We start from the raw sequence: 16,137 nt of genomic DNA on the forward strand, positions 1-16,137 counted from the left end.
TCACTCAATTGGATTGGGTATAAGACAGCAGCCCCGACACTTGGTCGGGGCTGCTGTTTGGAGATCTGTTATTGAAACAGGTCGTCTGATACCGGGGTATCGTCAAACAGCTCATTATTGGGCTGCGCCTCAGTGGCGTACTCTTTGGGTTGAGTACCATCAACGAAGTACTCAAACCTGGTGGTGTAATCTGTCTTATGGGTCAGTTTGCCTGTATCCCTGTCGATTCTCACTGAAATGATGCCCTCTGGTGGCATTCCGGGTTTTTCCGGGGTACCGGCCAATGCATCACGCATAAACTCATTCCAGCCCGGGCCAGCAGTTTTAGCGCCCGATTCTGCACCTGAGATCTGGTCTTTTGGACCATTCTCACGCCAGGTTGTGCGGCCAAGTTCGCGGCCATGGTCGTCGAAGCCTACCCAAACCGTGGTGACCAGATCCGGTGAGAAACCACTGAACCAGGTATCGCGGGATTCGTTGGTGGTACCTGTCTTACCCGCGATATCATGGCGTTTAACCACGCGCGCGGCGCGCCAGGCTGTACCATTCCAACCTGTGCCTTTGCTCCAGTTACCACCACCCCAGATAACACTCTTGAGGGTATCAGTTATCAGGAAGGCATCCTGCTCTGAAACAACCTGCCTTGCATGGCGATTCTCTGGCACTTCACATGGGGACAGAGGCGCAGAGTCCTGCTCAAGCTGCTGAAGTTCCGTCTCGTGAGTCGCTGCAATCACAGCTTCTCCTGCGTCTTTGGCTGCATCCGCCAAAAGAGATGTTTCATCGGTTTTCTCTACCGGTTTGCATGCCAGCGTCGGATTGGCTTTCTCAATCACATCGCCCTCGGCATTCTGGATCCGCTCAATATAGTAAGGTTCAACCAGGTAACCACCATTGGCGAAAACACCGAAAGCAGCAACTACCTGCATTGGCGTAACAGAAGCTGAACCCAGGGCGATGGATTCGTTGCGGGGCAGATCAGCCGGGTCAAACCCAAAGTCAACCAGCTTACGGATCGTGTTATCCAGCCCCACATGACGCATGGCACGAACTGACATTACGTTGATGGATTGAGCCAACCCCATACGCAGACGGGTTGGGCCACCGTAGACGTTTGGTGAGTTCTTTGGTCTCCAGGCGATCCCCTGACTGATATCCGGTTCGTTGATTGGCGCATTGTTGATCAGGGTCGCCAATGTGTAGTCTTTCTCCAGTGCAGCGGCATAGATAAAAGGCTTAATATTGGAGCCCAGCTGACGTTTGGCCTGAGTGACACGGTTGTACTGACTTTGGGTGAAACTGAAGCCACCCACCAGGGTGCGGATAGCACCATCGTCCGGGTTCAGAGATACCACGGCACTGGATACCTCCGGAACCTGAGCAAGCTGCCACTCTTTGCCATTATTGCGAACCCAGACACGCTCACCTACTTTCAGGATTTGCGCTGCGGTTTTAGGCAAAGGCCCCTGTTTTTTGTCATTGATATAGCTGCGGGCCCACTTGAGACCATCCCAATTCAGGGTATGAAGCTCGCCATTTGCCATTAGTACCTGAGCCGTTTGCTCTTCAAGGTTAACGACCGCTGCGGGTTCAAGCTCATTGATTGAAGCAACTTTGCCAAGTTCAGCCTGAATCTGTTCATCAGCGGGTTTGCTATCTGTCCATAGTACTGCGGCCGGGCCACGGTAACCATGGCGCTCATCATAGGCGTAGACATTGTTTCTCAATGCTTTTTGCGCCATTTGCTGCAGCTTTGAATCTATCGTGGTGTAGACATCGTAACCGCCAGTGTAGGCTTCCTCTTCACCATACTTCTGCACCATATAGTCACGTACCATTTCCGAGATATAAGGTGCATAAAGGTCGATCTCGGCGCCATGGTAACGGGCGGTAACCGGAGCATTTACGGCTTCCTGATATTCGGCTTGGGTGATAAAGCCCACTTCCTGCATACGTCCCAACACTACATTACGGCGGTTTTCACCACGGGTTGGAGAGGAGATAGGGTTCATAGATGAGGGAGCTTTTGGCAAACCGGCAAGCATAGCCTGCTGTGCCAGCGTCAGCTCTTTCAGGGTCTTACCATAATACACCTGAGCCGCGGCGCCAAAACCGTAGGCCCGCTGACCGAGATAGATGCGGTTGATATACAGTTCAAGAATTTCATCCTTGGACAACAGCTGCTCTATATGGATAGCAATAAAGATCTCTTTGATCTTACGGATATAGGTTTTGTCACGGGTAAGGAAGAAGTTTCTGGCAACCTGCATGGTAATGGTACTTGCGCCCTGACGTTTCTGGCCTGTTGTCGCCAAAACAAAGGCAGCCCGCATAATGCCTATGGGGTCGATACCATGGTGTTCGTAGAATCTGGCGTCTTCTGTGGCAAGAATCGCCTGAATTAGTGGCTTGGGCACCTCATCAAGAGATACCGGGATACGGCGCTTTTCACCAAATTGGGAAATCAGCAGACCGTCCTGACTGAAAACACGCAGAGGTGTTTGCAGTTTTACTGTCTTCAGTGTAGCGACATTTGGCAAATCCGGTTTTACATACAGATATGCAGCCAGAATTGCCCCAATACCTAATATGGCCAGGCTAAAGAAAGCAATTAAGGCACGTTTTATCCACTTCACTGAATTATCCCGTTGCGAATTTTAAAGCCAGTAATTATATCGACCACCTGTGTATGGGTGAAGCAAAATAGCCCAAGTTGCACCTTATTAACGATTTATCTATATAAAGTAGAGGCTTACTGGCAAAATTAAGGTAAATGAGAAGGCAATGATTGTTTTTGCTCGTGTAGGAATAATTTTGCGGCTTTCATCGCTAAGTAAAGCTGGTAACATTTGGGACAAATGGTTATAACCTATGATAAATGTGCTACGCTAGCAAAGCTGGGTAACTAAAAATAACAGATTTGGCAAAGGACTATGTTCGCTAAGTTATGGAAGCGTCAGGCTCCGCAAATGGTCGGAATTGATATCGGTTCGCACGATGTTAAGGCTATGTTGCTTGAGCAGACGGCAGATGGATATAAGATTGAGGGTTTTGCCAGCGTCCCGGTAAAAAAGGGCGCGGTCAATGATCATGATATCAGGGACTCTGATGCTGTGGTTGAAAGTCTGCGCCAAATTTCCAAGCAGTTACCCCGAGGCGTTAAGTTCGCTTCAGTTGCAGTGTCCGGCAGTGCTGTTATCACTAAAGTGATCTATATGGATGCTTCTCTGAGTGAAGCAGAGATGGAAGCTCAAATAGAGATTGAGGCAGACAATCTAATCCCTTATTCCCTCGACGAAGTCAGCATCGATTTCGAAACTCAGAGAGTAAACAGTACCGACCCCTCCAAAGTTGATGTTTTGCTCAGTGCCTGCCGCACAGAAATTATTGATGCCAGAGTCGACGCTCTGGATGCTATTACCCTCGAAGCCAAAGTGGTTGATGTTGAGGGCTATGCGCTGGGACGCTCTGCCCAACTAATATATGAACAGTTGCCGGAAGGTGCCCAGAACAAGGTTATTGCTCTGGTGGATATCGGTGCCAATATTACGACCTTTGCCGTAGTAGATAATGGTGAAACTGTATTCGTAAGGGAGCAGGCATTTGGTGGTGAGCAGTTTACCCAGTCCATACTCTCTTTCTACGGCATGTCTTATGAACAGGCCGAAAAAGCCAAAGTATCAGGCGATTTGCCCCGCAATTATATGTTTGAAGTGCTGGCTCCATTCCAGACTCAACTGGTTCAGCAAATCAAACGTACTTTGCAAATTTATTGCACTTCAAGTGATCAGGACAAAGTTGACTATATCGTCCTTTGTGGCGGAACTTCACTGCTCGAAGGAATGGCCAACCTGCTGACCAATGAGCTGGGAACCCTCACCATGGTTGCTAATCCATTTCAGGGTTGTTTGCACGCTGACGAAGTAGTTATGAACAATCTGTCACAGGATATCAGTAAATATATGGTGGCCTGTGGCCTGGCGCTGAGGAGTTACGGTCAATGGCGAACATAAACCTGCTACCCTGGCGTGAAGAGGCCAGGGAGAAACAGCAGCGCGAATATATTGGCATTCTTGTGCTGGTGTTTTTAGTGAGCAGTTTACTGGTTTATTTGTCTTTGACAGTTATTGATTTGATGACAGATGAGCAGAGGGGCCGTAACCAATATCTGAAAAGTGAGATCAGCTTGCTGGAAAAGCAGATTGCTGAGATCCGTGAAATACGCGACCGCAAAAAAGATATCGAACGTCGAACTGAGATTATTCTGGATCTTCAGCAGGCCAGAAACTTGCCTACCCATGTGCTGGATGAAGTAGTTCGTATCGTGCCGCCTGGAATCTACTTAAACAGTATTGAGAAAAAGGGCAGCATGCTTTGGATTGATGGTCGCAGTGAGTCAAATAATAACGTGGCCAACATGATGCGTAAGGTGGAGACTTCCCCCTGGCTGCGCGAGCCCAATATGCAGTCAATTGTTTCTCAGGCGGAAGCGATGAGACAACTGCAGCGGTTTAACCTCAACATTTCAGTTATTAACGAACAACAGCTAAAAGAGCTTGCTGGATCAAATGAGGGAACCAGCAAATGAAGATAGATCTTAGTGACTTCAATGATATCGATTTTGAAAATATAGGTGGCTGGCCGACTAAGGTTAAAGTGGTATTTGCCGTTTTCCTGGCTTTCTGTGTAGTGTTGGGTGGTTACTTCTTTTTCATGTCTGACGCGTTAGACAGACTTTCTCGCGAGGAGCGCACCGAGCAGCAGCTGAGAACCGATTTCAAAACCAAGTATCAGCTCGCCGCTAACCTGAAGCTTTACCGTGAACAATTAGCGGAGATGGAAGTTCAGTTTGCTGAGCTGCTAAAGATGCTGCCTTCTCAGAATGAAATGCCCGGTCTGTTGGATGACTTGACCTTTGTGGCGACCGATGCTGGCTTGAAAATGAAGAGCCTTGACTGGGAGACTGAGATCGATCGGGAATTCTATCAGGAGTTTCCAATCAATATGTCGGTCGTCGGCGATTATCACCAGCTGGGTAATATGGTTGCAGGAGTGGCAAGATTGCCACGGATTGTCAGCCTACATGATTTTACTATTACCAAGCAGGGTAATGGTTTGCTGAAGATGGATATTCAGGCGAGAACTTACAGATTTAAAGAGGGAGCAGAACTGCCACCTAAGAAGAGAAAAAAGGGAGGTAAGTAATGCGTTATCTTACCTTGGCTTTTTTGGTTTTAATGGTCAGTGGTTGTAGTGGTGACCGCAGTGATTTGGAGCTGTTTGTAACTACGACCAAGGCTCAACATGTGGCGTATATTCCGCCTTTAAAGGAAACACCCAAGTTTGAGCATTTCAGCTATCAGAGTGAATTGTTGCGCAGTCCTTTTGTTCCTCCTTCCAGAGAGCTGACCGAAGAGGTGATCGATACCAGCAAAGATTGCCTGCAGCCGGATCTGCAGCGTCGTAAGAGTCGGCTGGAGACCTATGCGCTGGATAACCTGAGAATGCGCGGAACGCTAACTGAAGGCGATGTAATTTGGGCGTTGGTGCAAAGCAGTGATGGTAATGTTTACCGTCTTGGCCGTGGTGATTTCCTTGGCCTGTATCATGGACAAATTGCGTCAGTAACAGAAAGAAATATTGCAATAACTGAATTGGTTCCGGATGGTTCCGGTTGTTGGACAGAGAGATCCAGCAATATGGAATTGAGCGGCGAATAATCCTGGGAAGGACGAGGGTATCATGGAATTTTCTACCTTGAACAAATTGGTTCAAAGCTTGACCGGTAAGTGCCTGATGGGCTGCTTGCTGGTGATTGGAGGACTTCCCGGAGCTATGGCCGCCAATCAATTGGTGGACGTTAAATATAACTCTGTGGTCGACCATCAGGTTGAGTTTGAATTTGTATTCAGCGACGTAATTGAGAAGCCTGAGGTGCTGTTGGATTCAAATCAGTTGATGCTCCAGTTTTCTGATACCACCACGGCGCTGCAAAAGCGTGATATCCCAATTGAAAAGTATGATGTAACCAATTTGGTCACAGACCAACTGGGGGACGATCTTCAGGTCACAGTGAATCTTGAGAAGGTTAAGCCCTATCAGGCGAGCGTCGATGGCAAAGTCTACCGCCTGACCATTAACGATGCGGTATCGGCAGGAAAGGAAAAAGATATCTCCTTCATTAACGGTGTAGATAACATTGATTTTCGCCGTAATGCTGAAGGTGGTGGTAAGTTAATGGTGAAAATGGACAACGCCTCAGTGGCTGTGGATGTTGAACAGATTGGTGCCAAGCTGGAACTTAAGTTCTTTAATACTTCTATTCCAAATGATCTGCTGTATGTCATGGATGTGCAGGACTTTGCTACGCCGGTCACCAGCTTTGAAACTTTCCGTGATGACCTGACTACCCGCATCCTGGTTGATGTTTCCGGAGCCTATGAATACCAACACCAGCAGCAAGGCAGCGTCTTTGTTCTGGATATCGACAAGGTTAAACAGTCCAAGGTTGTTGCCAAGGAAGAGAAAAAGTATGACGGCAAGGCGTTATCTTTGAACTTCCAAAGCATTCCTGTCCGCACTGTTTTGCAGATTATCGCCGACTATAACAACTTCAACTTGGTGACCAGCGACACGGTCGAAGGGGACATTACCCTGAGACTGGATGATGTGCCCTGGGATCAGGCTTTGGATTTGATTTTGCAAACCAAAGGTCTGGATAAGCGTATTGAAGGCAATATCCTGATGGTGGCTCCTGCGGAGGAGATTGCCATTCGTGAAAGCCAGCAATTGAAGAACAAGCAGGAAGTGAAGGAGTTGGCCCCTCTCTATTCCGAATTCCTGCAGATTAATTATGCCAAGGCCAATGATATTGCCGAACTGCTGAAAGGTGCTGACTCCAGCCTGCTCTCCTCAAGAGGTTCGGTTGCCGTGGATGAGCGTACCAATACACTGTTGGTTAAGGATACTGCTGACAGCCTGCAAAGTATCAGCCGCCTGGTGGAGGTGTTGGATGTACCGATTCGTCAGGTGCTGATTGAATCGCGCATGGTGACGGTGAAAGACGATGTATCTGAAGATATTGGTATCCGTTGGGGCATTACAGATCAGCAGGGTAACAAGGGGACTTCCGGCTCTTTGGAAGGTGCAGGTGATATTGCCAGTGGTGTTATCCCATCCATTGATGACAGGCTGAACGTCAACCTACCTGCCGCGGTGAGCAACCCAAGCAGTATCGCTTTTCACGTGGCCAAGCTGTCTGACGGTACCGTGCTGGATTTGGAACTGAGTGCCCTTGAGCAGGAAAATAAGGGTGAGATTATTGCCAGCCCGCGCATCACCACGTCGAACCAGAAGTCAGCCTATATTGAGCAGGGTGTTGAGATTCCTTATGTGCAGTCCACATCCAGTGGTGCGACGTCTGTAACCTTTAAAAAGGCGGTATTGTCGTTGCGGGTGACTCCACAGATTACTCCGGATAACCGGGTTATTCTGGATCTGGAAATCACTCAGGATTCGCAGGGTACTACGGTAGATACCCCAACCGGACCTGCGGTGGCAATTGATACTCAGCGTATTGGCACCCAGGTGTTAGTGGATAATGGTGAGACCATTGTGTTGGGCGGCATCTACCAGCAAAGTCTGATCAGCCGTGTGAGCAAGGTGCCTCTGCTGGGTGATATTCCTTATCTTGGGCTAATGTTCAGAAATTCCACGGATCAGAACGAAAGGCAGGAATTGCTTATTTTCGTAACGCCAAAAATTGTTACCGAAGCTATCTAAACCTGCCCCGGAACGAGAGAAACCCGGCTATCATGCCGGGTTTCTAGTGCACAGTGAACTGCTGAAAACTGTCAGCTAACTCACCAATCCAAGGATAAATCCTGAGCTTTGCTTGCCTTTTCCAGCGCTAAGCTGAGATAATCCACGGTCAAGTCTCTTTAGAGCAAGGTAACAAATCATTGGCTGGTTCGCTCCCTGAGCTGGCATAGGCACATTTTCATAGATTCAGACGTATAAGAAATGGCTGAAAAACGTAATATCTTTTTGGTTGGCCCTATGGGCGCTGGTAAAAGTACCATTGGCCGTCATCTGGCACAGATGCTCCATCTACAGTTCCACGACTCAGATCAGGAAATTGAACACCGTACCGGTGCTGATATCGGCTGGGTATTCGATGTCGAGGGCGAAGAAGGATTTCGTCGTCGTGAAGCTCAGGTCATCGCTGACCTGACTGAAATGCAGGGCATTGTACTGGCGACCGGTGGCGGTTCCGTGCAGAGTAAAGATATCCGCAATTTCCTCTCTGCCAGAGGCATTGTTGTTTATCTTGAAACCACTATCGACAAACAAGTTGCACGCACTCAGCGTGACAAGCGTCGTCCACTGCTGCAGGTGGATGATCCTCGTGAAGTACTCGAAAATCTGGCTGAAGCTCGCAATCCTCTATATGAGGAAATTGCGGATCTGATCGTTAAGACTGACGACCAGAGTGCAAAAGTTGTCGCAAATCAGATTATCGAGCAACTCGGCTTCTAAGGCAGGAAAATGCAGCAAATTCAGGTTGATTTAGATGAACGCAGTTATCCCATATTTATCGGCCAGAATTTGATGACAGTGAGCGGGACCTGGTCCCGCCTCCTGCATAATAAAGATGTTCTCATTGTGACCAACGAAACGGTCGCTCCCCTCTATCTAGACTCTCTTCAGTCCTGTATCAGTGAAATTGCCCGAACTCAGGTTGTTCAATTACCTGATGGTGAGCAGTTCAAAACACTCGAATGGCTGGACAAAATTTACACTGCTGCTCTTGAGCATAACCTGGCTCGCGATTGCGTACTCATTGCCCTTGGTGGTGGCGTTATCGGTGATATGACCGGATTTGCTGCTGCTTGTTATCAGCGTGGTGTTGACTTCATTCAGGTACCTACGACATTACTTTCTCAGGTGGACTCCTCTGTCGGTGGTAAAACCGCGGTGAATCATCCTCTGGGGAAGAATATGATCGGTGCTTTCTATCAGCCCAAACAGGTGGTGATAGATACTGATTGCCTGAAAACTTTACCCCCCCGTGAATTTGCTGCTGGCATGGCTGAAGTGATTAAGTACGGCATCATCTGGGATGCTGAGTTATTCGATTATCTTGAGCAACATGTTGATGCGCTAAAGGCGCTGGAACCCCAGGCTTTGGTTTATACCATTAAGCGCTGTTGTGAGATTAAAGCTGAAGTGGTGGCTGAGGATGAAACTGAGCGTGGTGTCAGAGCGCTGTTGAATCTCGGTCACACCTTTGGTCATGCTATTGAAGCTGAAATGGGTTATGGCGAATGGCTGCACGGCGAAGCGGTCGCTGCTGGAATGGTTCTTGCAGCAGAAACGGCTGTGGCCATGGATATGCTGGAAGAGTCAAAACTCTGTCGTATTAAAGCTTTGATCGCAGCATTTGACTTGCCAGTCAAAGCTCCGGCTTCCATGGACTTTAATAGTTTCATCAAACATATGCGGCGTGACAAAAAAGTACTGGCCGGGCAATTGCGTCTGGTGTTGCCAACTGATATTGGCAGCTCAGAGGTCGTCAAACATAATGACGATTCCCTGCTGGAAGAGGTGATACGCCGCCACGGATAGGGAAGGTTCTCTTTGTCGGCTGCGTTTGCTTTGCTTCCATCTCAGGAAGCCCTGTTACAACGTCTTCATTTGAATGCCAGTTATACCAGGCAACTTCAGGTTGTGGTTGGTACTACAGGGGCTGGGAAAACTACGCTCATTACCGCGTTGGCTGATGAGCTTGAGGGCTATAACTCAGCCTTGGTAACCTGTCCGGCACACGCTGATTGTGCAGAAATACGCCGTAAAATCCTTATTCAGCTAACATCATCACCGATCTTTGATGATGAGCACCCTCTGGCTGAGACCCTGTTTCGGCTAAAGAAAGATCTGAATCAACCTCTCCATATTATTATTGACGATGCTCATCTACTGCCTTTGACACTATGGGCTGAGTGCCTGGTGTTGAGTCAGTTGGAATGTGGCGGCAAACCCATATCTTTGACTTTTACTGCTACTCCTGAGTTTTTGATTGAGCTGGCCGGTCAGATGAACACGGAGCAGCAAGGTATGATGCTCAATGTTCAGATAGGGTCATTACCTCTCACCGAGCGGGAAGTCTTGTTTCAACTGCTGCTCAGCAGATGCGGCGAAAGTGCATTTTTGCCAGCATCTATTATCGCTGATCAATTGGCTCGACAATCCGGTAGTCCGCAAGAGGTTGTTGCCTTGTTGGAGCGAGCCCTCAGCCCAGCAGAAGAGCAATCTGGCGTTCGATATTGGCTCTGGATCCTAATTGTCATGCTGATGGTGTCAGTAGCAGGCCTAATTTGGTGGTTGGACAAGCCCGTGGTAGAGGTCGGTGAGCCTACGGAAACTCATTATCTTACGCTAAGTAATAGTGGTCTTGATGCTCTTGCCGGTAGGTATTCAGGTGTTTGGCCCCAGCAGATTTTACAAGAGCAGGCTCCGAGAGAGCTTATACCTCAAGAGGAGTTGGGGCTAACGACAGGTTCAGGCGATAAGGATGCGAAGCCTTCCTCTGAGTCAGCTAACTTAATGGCAGATACCGGCCGTATGCCTGAAAAGAAAGGTGGAACGAAGCCGGAGGCAAACACTGCACAGGAGGTCTCTCCATCGGGGGCTAATTTGATCACAAATCAAAGGGAGTTGGCAGCGTCTAAAGCTGACGTTGAGATTCCCGTGGCAGAAACCTCTGCTTCGGATATTTCTGCTGATGCAGCGGGAGCCGCTGGTAATAAGTTGCCTGAAGCAGGTTTTGGGTTACAGTTGGCCAGCGTAAAACAACCAAGGTCACTTCAGGATGTCATGGAAAGTTTATCTAATGAGGCCGACCTGATTGTACTGAAAGATGGGGATTGGTTTTTGGTGGTCATTGGGGAGTTTGAGACCAGAAGTGAAGCAGATGCAAAGGCTAAGGCGTTAATGACTCAATACGGTTTGGCAGCTCCCTGGGTGCGAAAATGGTCAGGTATGAAGGGGTACCGTGTCTATCAGCCCTGAGTCCGTGAATTTTGATGGCAAACAGAGTACAATCTTCAACTCTTTTTGTTTTGGGCGTTGATCAGATTAAATGAGCATAAAAAACAGGGCCTTCCTTAAGTGGGCTGGCGGTAAATTTAAATTGGTTGATGCCCTGAACCGTCACCTGCCGCAAGGCAAACGTCTGATCGAACCTTTTGTTGGTGCAGGATCTGTATTCCTGAACACCAATTACGACAGCTATTTGCTGTGTGATATCAACCGCGATCTGATTGAGCTTTACAATATAGTGAAGCATCGCCCTGAAGAGTACATCAAGGCTGCTAAGGCCATGTTTGTCGACAAGATGAACGATAAAGAGGCCTACTATGATGTACGTAAGAAGTTTAATGCCTCCAGAGATCCATTTAAGCGCTCGGTGTATTTCCTGTACCTGAATCGCCATGGTTTTAATGGCCTTTGTCGTTATAACCGTAAAGGTGAATTCAACGTACCCTTTGGATCATACAAGAAGCCTTATTTCCCGGAGAAAGAGATTCTGGCTTTCGCCGAAAAAGCGCAAAAAGCGGAGTTTCTTTGCATCAGTTACGAGCAGGCTTTTGAGATGGCGTCCGGTGGCGATGTCATCTATTGCGACCCGCCATATGCGCCCTTATCTACTACTGCGAGCTTCACAACTTATGTCGGTGCAGGTTTCTCTCTTGATGACCAGGCGCTGCTGGCCCGTTATTCCCGTCATATAGCACTGGAAAAAGGGATCCCGGTGCTTATCAGTAATCATGATATCCCCCTGACCCGGGAGCTTTATCATGGTGCCCGCTTCGAAGCCATCAAGGTACAGCGGAATATCAGCCAGAAAGGTAGTGGCCGGGTTAAAGTTGATGAGCTGATGGCTCTATACGATGAGACTTACCACACCGAGGCTTTGAGCTGAGACGTCTGAAATGCTAGGATGTTAGGATGACTGTGGTAGTACTTGTTGCACTATCAGAACCAGCAAAAGCACTAATCCAGCGGCAAGAATTATCCCCATAAATATATAGGGAAGCGGGGAGGCATCCTGAAAGTCCCGTTGGCGGTTTGCCTCTTTTTGAACGCCAAAAAAGGCTGCCAGTGTGCTTGAGAAAATCTGCCAGAACCTTTGCACTTACTCGTCCATCAAGCCACGTTGGGGTGGCGTAGGTTTGTTGTGCTTTTTGTACAGAAGTTCAAACAGGTCAACAAAGTGAAATTGGCTGGTGCCATTTTTCCCTGTAAGCCAACCAAACCAGCTGACATCCTGACGCTCGGTTGCACAACGATTTTTGGGGTGGCTTGCTGGAAGGTTATTGCTGTAGCTTACCTTGCCATCACAAACACAAGCCTGAAGTTCCTCAGATGAAACCGATGAGTCAGAAACACTTACGGCAAGAAACAGCAAAGCCGGGGTGGCTGTTGCCAGCACAGATTTAAGCAAACGCTTACGCCCTGTATTCTTTAGTTCCGCCATTTTGACCTTCCTGATCGAATTACTTCTACATCATGATGAAGCACAGTTGATACTTGAGTATATCAGCGGCTGACTGTTTTTTAAACATCGTGATATTGAGTCTTGTTCAGCCTTCCGAAACAGCGTGTTAGTGCTATGAATTTCCGTTTGGGGGTGGAGATGTCGATGGTTCGGGTAGTAAAATGGCCGAATAATAACCCACCTATAAGTTTGTGAGATCTCAATGCGCCCTTACCTGATTGCTCCCTCTATTTTGTCTGCTGATTTCGCCCGTTTGGGAGATGATGTTCAAGCCGTGCTGGATGCCGGTGCTGATGTTGTCCACTTTGATGTAATGGATAACCACTATGTGCCTAATCTGACTATTGGCCCAATGGTATGTAAGGCGCTCAGGGATTACGGTATTACCGCGGATATTGATGTTCATTTGATGGTAAAGCCGGTGGACCGAATTATTCCGGACTTCGCAAAAGCTGGTGCTTCTATTATTACTTTCCATCCGGAAGCCTCAGAGCATCTTGATCGCACACTTCAGCTTATCAAAAGCCATGGCTGTAAAGCTGGCCTGGTCTTTAACCCGGCAACACCATTGCATTATCTGGATTATGTGATGGATAAGCTGGACGTGATCTTGCTGATGTCTGTAAACCCAGGCTTTGGTGGTCAATCATTTATCCCTTCTACGCTGGATAAGCTGCGTGAAGTACGAGCCCGCATTGATGCCAGCGGATTCGACATCCGTCTGGAAGTGGACGGTGGCGTCAAGACTGACAACATTGGCGAAATCGCAGCTGCGGGTGCTGATATGTTTGTGGCAGGCAGTGCCATCTTCAACCAGCCTGACTATAAAGCTGTGATTGATGATATGCGGGCTGAACTTGCCAAAGTAGACGCATAATGAACCCCTCTGATATCAAAGCGATAGCTTTCGACCTTGATGGTACTCTGATCGACAGTGTGCCGGACCTGGCTGCGGCAACCCAGGCAACGCTGAAGGAACTGACTCTTCCTTTATGCAGTGAACAGCAAGTGAGAAGCTGGGTTGGTAATGGTGCACGCATCTTGATGAAACGTGCGCTGAGTTGGTCTATGGACACTGATGTATCCGATGAATACCTGGATAATGCAATGCCAAAGTTTATGCAGCATTATCAAGAGCACCTTGAAAAGCACAGCCGATTATATCCAGATGTAGTAGCGGTTTTGGATGTGTTGAAAGCGCAAGGATATCCCATGGCTTTGGTTACCAATAAACCCTACCGCTTTACTGTTCCTTTGCTGCAGGCCTTCGGATTGGATAACTATTTCTGTCTGGTTTTGGGAGGGGACTCGTTGGCGGATATGAAGCCCAATCCCCTACCGCTGCAGAAAGTGATAAGTGAATTTGGCATTACTGCTAACCAACTCCTGATGGTTGGTGATTCCCGAAATGATATTTTGGCGGCTAAAGCAGCTGGTGCTGCCTCTATTGGCTTGACCTATGGCTATAACTACGGTGAAGATATTGGGCTCTGCGGCCCTGATGCCGTATGTAACGATTTTTCTGAAATTTTGGCGATACTAGAATCTCGCCAGGCAGTATTGGAGCATTAACAGCGATGACTAAACCCATAGTACTTAGCGGCGCCCAGCCGTCCGGTGAATTGACCATTGGTAACTACCTGGGTGCACTGCGTCAGTGGGTTGCCATGCAGGACAGCCATGATTGCCTCTATTGTGTTGTAGATTTGCACGCAATTACTGTCAGGCAGGATCCAGTCAAACTTCGTGAAGCCTGTCTGGATACTCTGGCTCTTTATCTGGCTTGTGGTGTTGACCCACAAAAAAGCACCGTATTCATTCAGTCCCATGTACCTCAGCACACTCAGCTGGGCTGGGCACTGAACTGTTACGCGCAAATGGGCGAATTGAATCGGATGACTCAATTTAAGGATAAGTCTCAGAAGCATGCCAATAACATTAACGTAGGTCTGTTTGGTTATCCTGTATTGATGGCTGCTGATATCCTGCTGTATCAGGCTAACGAAATTCCGGTTGGTCAGGATCAGAAGCAACACCTGGAACTGACTCGGGATATCGCGACTCGCTTCAATAATATCTATGGTGACACTTTTACTATCCCTGAGCCTTTTATTCCAAAAGAGGGTGCCCGGGTAATGTCACTGCAGGATCCGACCAAGAAGATGTCCAAATCCGATGACAACCGCAACAATGTGGTTGGCCTGTTGGAAGATCCAAAAGCAGTACTGAAGAAGTTTAAGAAGGCTATGACTGATGGTGATAACCCTCCGGTTATTCGCTATGACATCGAAAACAAGCCTGGTATCGCTAATCTGATGAGCATTCTGTCTGGTGTCACCGGTCGGACTATTGCTGATATTGAAGCTGAATATGCTGATCAGGCTATGTACGGTCAACTTAAGGTCGCAACTGGCGAAGCAGTAGTTGCTATGCTGGAACCATTGCAGGAGCGTTACCGTCAGTATCGTGCTGATCAGGCATTCCTTAATCAGGTAATGCGTGATGGCGCGGAGAAGGCGCAGGCTCGTGCCGAGAAAACAGTTAAAGACGTATATGAGAAGATCGGTCTGATCATCTAGTCATAATCAGAATGAAAAAATACCAGCCCAGGCTGGTATTTTTTTGTCCAAATTTTATCCCAACTCTCAAGTGATTAAATGATGTCTGTCAGCAAACGTCGTTTTCATTTGGCAGATATTCCCCATAGTAAGCTTTACCTGTTCGAAAACTACGCTATCTTTATTCGTCCGGCCTGTTGAAACCGAATTTGATGTGACTGCTTGGCTGGGTTGTCGATGGGACGGTGGCAGCCAAAAACACCGATTGTGGATAATTTGGTGGATAACAGGTGGGCATGATGTGCCCAGTTAGGGGGTAAGTAAGTATTTGCTAAAAAGTGCATTTTTCTGCGAAAAAGCGCTTGCGCAAACGAATTAGCTCCCTATAATGCGCCCTCACTGACACGGCACACAGCGACAAACGGCGCGGTTTGCAGGTCAGGGCGGCAAGAGCTGAAGAGATGGAAAAGCAGTGTTGAAAACGACCTCTGGTCACAAATTAACCGCTTGAAAATCTTCTTCAAAAAAGCGCTTGACGAAAGAGGTTTGAAGCGTAGAATACGCAGCCTCTTCGGAACGAAACGAACTTCCGAAACGCTCTTTAACAATTAGACAGACAAGCAAATCTGTGTGGACATTCACAGTAGTTGATGAGGTCGACAAAGACTTATTCTCTCCTTTCTTGTAAGAGATAGTGGAGACATCAATGAACGAAGTTCGCGCAGCATGCAGATTTGATTTTACTTTCTAAAAGTAGAAACAAATTGAACAGAATTCATTGAGCAGTTTGGCGTAAGCCGAACAACCAAAACTTTAATTGAAGAGTTTGATCATGGCTCAGATTGAACGCTGGCGGCAGGCCTAACACATGCAAGTCGAGCGGTAACAGAAAGTAGCTTGCTACTTTGCTGACGAGCGGCGGACGGGTGAGTAATGCCTGGGAATTTGCCCATTCGAGGGGGATAACAGTTGGAAACGACTGCTAATACCGCATACGCCCTACGGGGGAAAGGAGGGGAC

General features: G+C 47.9%; 15 protein-coding genes and 1 rRNA gene. 13 read left to right on the forward strand and 3 right to left on the reverse strand.

Going from position 1 to position 16,137, the window contains the following annotated elements; translation table 11 throughout:
* Positions 1-68 precede the first annotated feature (68 nt).
* The gene (locus L2725_RS16225) at positions 69-2,636 is read right to left on the reverse strand and encodes a penicillin-binding protein 1A (protein ID WP_249249884.1); all 2,568 of its coding nucleotides are present in this window, start codon (positions 2,634-2,636) and stop codon (positions 69-71) included.
* A gap of 297 nt (positions 2,637-2,933) precedes the next feature.
* On the opposite strand from L2725_RS16225, the gene L2725_RS16230 reads away from it, so the two are divergent.
* The 9 genes from L2725_RS16230 to L2725_RS16270 all read left to right on the forward strand — a co-directional run bounded on the left by L2725_RS16230 (position 2,934) and on the right by L2725_RS16270 (position 11,983).
* Positions 2,934-4,013, forward strand: coding sequence for a pilus assembly protein PilM (locus tag L2725_RS16230; protein ID WP_249249885.1), 1,080 nt, complete (start codon positions 2,934-2,936; stop codon positions 4,011-4,013).
* Positions 4,001-4,588, forward strand: a complete 588-nt coding sequence (locus tag L2725_RS16235) for a PilN domain-containing protein (RefSeq protein ID WP_115136351.1) — start codon at positions 4,001-4,003, stop codon at positions 4,586-4,588. The genes L2725_RS16230 and L2725_RS16235 overlap by 13 nt, the downstream gene beginning before the upstream one ends.
* Positions 4,585-5,205: a type IV pilus inner membrane component PilO gene (locus L2725_RS16240; RefSeq protein ID WP_115136350.1), complete on the forward strand. Its 621-nt coding sequence runs from the start codon at positions 4,585-4,587 to the stop codon at positions 5,203-5,205. Before L2725_RS16235 ends, L2725_RS16240 begins: the two co-directional genes overlap by 4 nt.
* Entirely contained in the window at positions 5,205-5,720 is a 516-nt protein-coding gene (locus L2725_RS16245; protein ID WP_249249886.1) for a pilus assembly protein PilP, read from the forward strand. The genes L2725_RS16240 and L2725_RS16245 overlap by 1 nt, the downstream gene beginning before the upstream one ends.
* A gap of 22 nt (positions 5,721-5,742) precedes the next feature.
* Positions 5,743-7,782 (forward strand): type IV pilus secretin PilQ, encoded by a 2,040-nt coding sequence (locus L2725_RS16250; protein ID WP_249249888.1) that lies wholly within the window; start codon positions 5,743-5,745, stop codon positions 7,780-7,782.
* Between the two features lie 240 nt (positions 7,783-8,022).
* On the forward strand, positions 8,023-8,538 hold the full coding sequence (aroK, locus tag L2725_RS16255; protein ID WP_115136347.1) for a shikimate kinase AroK: 516 nt from the start codon (positions 8,023-8,025) through the stop codon (positions 8,536-8,538).
* A gap of 9 nt (positions 8,539-8,547) precedes the next feature.
* Positions 8,548-9,627 carry a 3-dehydroquinate synthase gene (aroB, locus tag L2725_RS16260; protein WP_249249889.1) on the forward strand — a complete coding sequence of 360 codons (1,080 nt, stop codon included), beginning with the start codon at positions 8,548-8,550 and terminating at the stop codon, positions 9,625-9,627.
* A 12-nt stretch (positions 9,628-9,639) separates the two neighbouring features.
* Entirely contained in the window at positions 9,640-11,070 is a 1,431-nt protein-coding gene (locus L2725_RS16265) for an AAA family ATPase (RefSeq protein ID WP_249249890.1), read from the forward strand.
* Between the two features lie 70 nt (positions 11,071-11,140).
* A complete protein-coding gene (locus tag L2725_RS16270; RefSeq protein ID WP_249249891.1) occupies positions 11,141-11,983 on the forward strand; it encodes a Dam family site-specific DNA-(adenine-N6)-methyltransferase in 843 nt (280 codons plus the stop codon).
* Positions 11,984-12,004: 21 nt separating this feature from the next.
* Here L2725_RS16270 and L2725_RS16275 read toward each other — a convergent pair whose 3' ends face one another.
* Together L2725_RS16275 and L2725_RS16280 are read right to left on the reverse strand one after the other, a co-directional pair.
* Complete coding sequence (locus tag L2725_RS16275) at positions 12,005-12,196, reverse strand: DUF2970 domain-containing protein (RefSeq protein WP_249249892.1); 192 nt, start codon at positions 12,194-12,196, stop codon at positions 12,005-12,007.
* Positions 12,197-12,538, reverse strand: a complete 342-nt coding sequence (locus tag L2725_RS16280) for a hypothetical protein (protein ID WP_115136342.1) — start codon at positions 12,536-12,538, stop codon at positions 12,197-12,199.
* Positions 12,539-12,761: 223 nt separating this feature from the next.
* Between L2725_RS16280 and rpe the strand changes: the two genes are divergently transcribed.
* The 4 genes from rpe to L2725_RS16300 all read left to right on the forward strand — a co-directional run.
* On the forward strand, positions 12,762-13,436 hold the full coding sequence (rpe, locus tag L2725_RS16285; RefSeq protein WP_249249893.1) for a ribulose-phosphate 3-epimerase: 675 nt from the start codon (positions 12,762-12,764) through the stop codon (positions 13,434-13,436).
* Positions 13,436-14,131 carry a phosphoglycolate phosphatase gene (locus tag L2725_RS16290; protein WP_249249894.1) on the forward strand — a complete coding sequence of 232 codons (696 nt, stop codon included), beginning with the start codon at positions 13,436-13,438 and terminating at the stop codon, positions 14,129-14,131. The genes rpe and L2725_RS16290 overlap by 1 nt, the downstream gene beginning before the upstream one ends.
* A 5-nt stretch (positions 14,132-14,136) precedes the next feature.
* On the forward strand, positions 14,137-15,138 hold the full coding sequence (gene trpS, locus L2725_RS16295; RefSeq protein ID WP_249249896.1) for a tryptophan--tRNA ligase: 1,002 nt from the start codon (positions 14,137-14,139) through the stop codon (positions 15,136-15,138).
* Between the two features lie 793 nt (positions 15,139-15,931).
* Positions 15,932-16,137 (forward strand): 16S ribosomal RNA (locus L2725_RS16300); the annotation flags it as partial.

The organism is Shewanella corallii (genome assembly GCF_023349125.1).
Lineage (GTDB): Bacteria > Pseudomonadota > Gammaproteobacteria > Enterobacterales > Shewanellaceae > Shewanella > Shewanella corallii.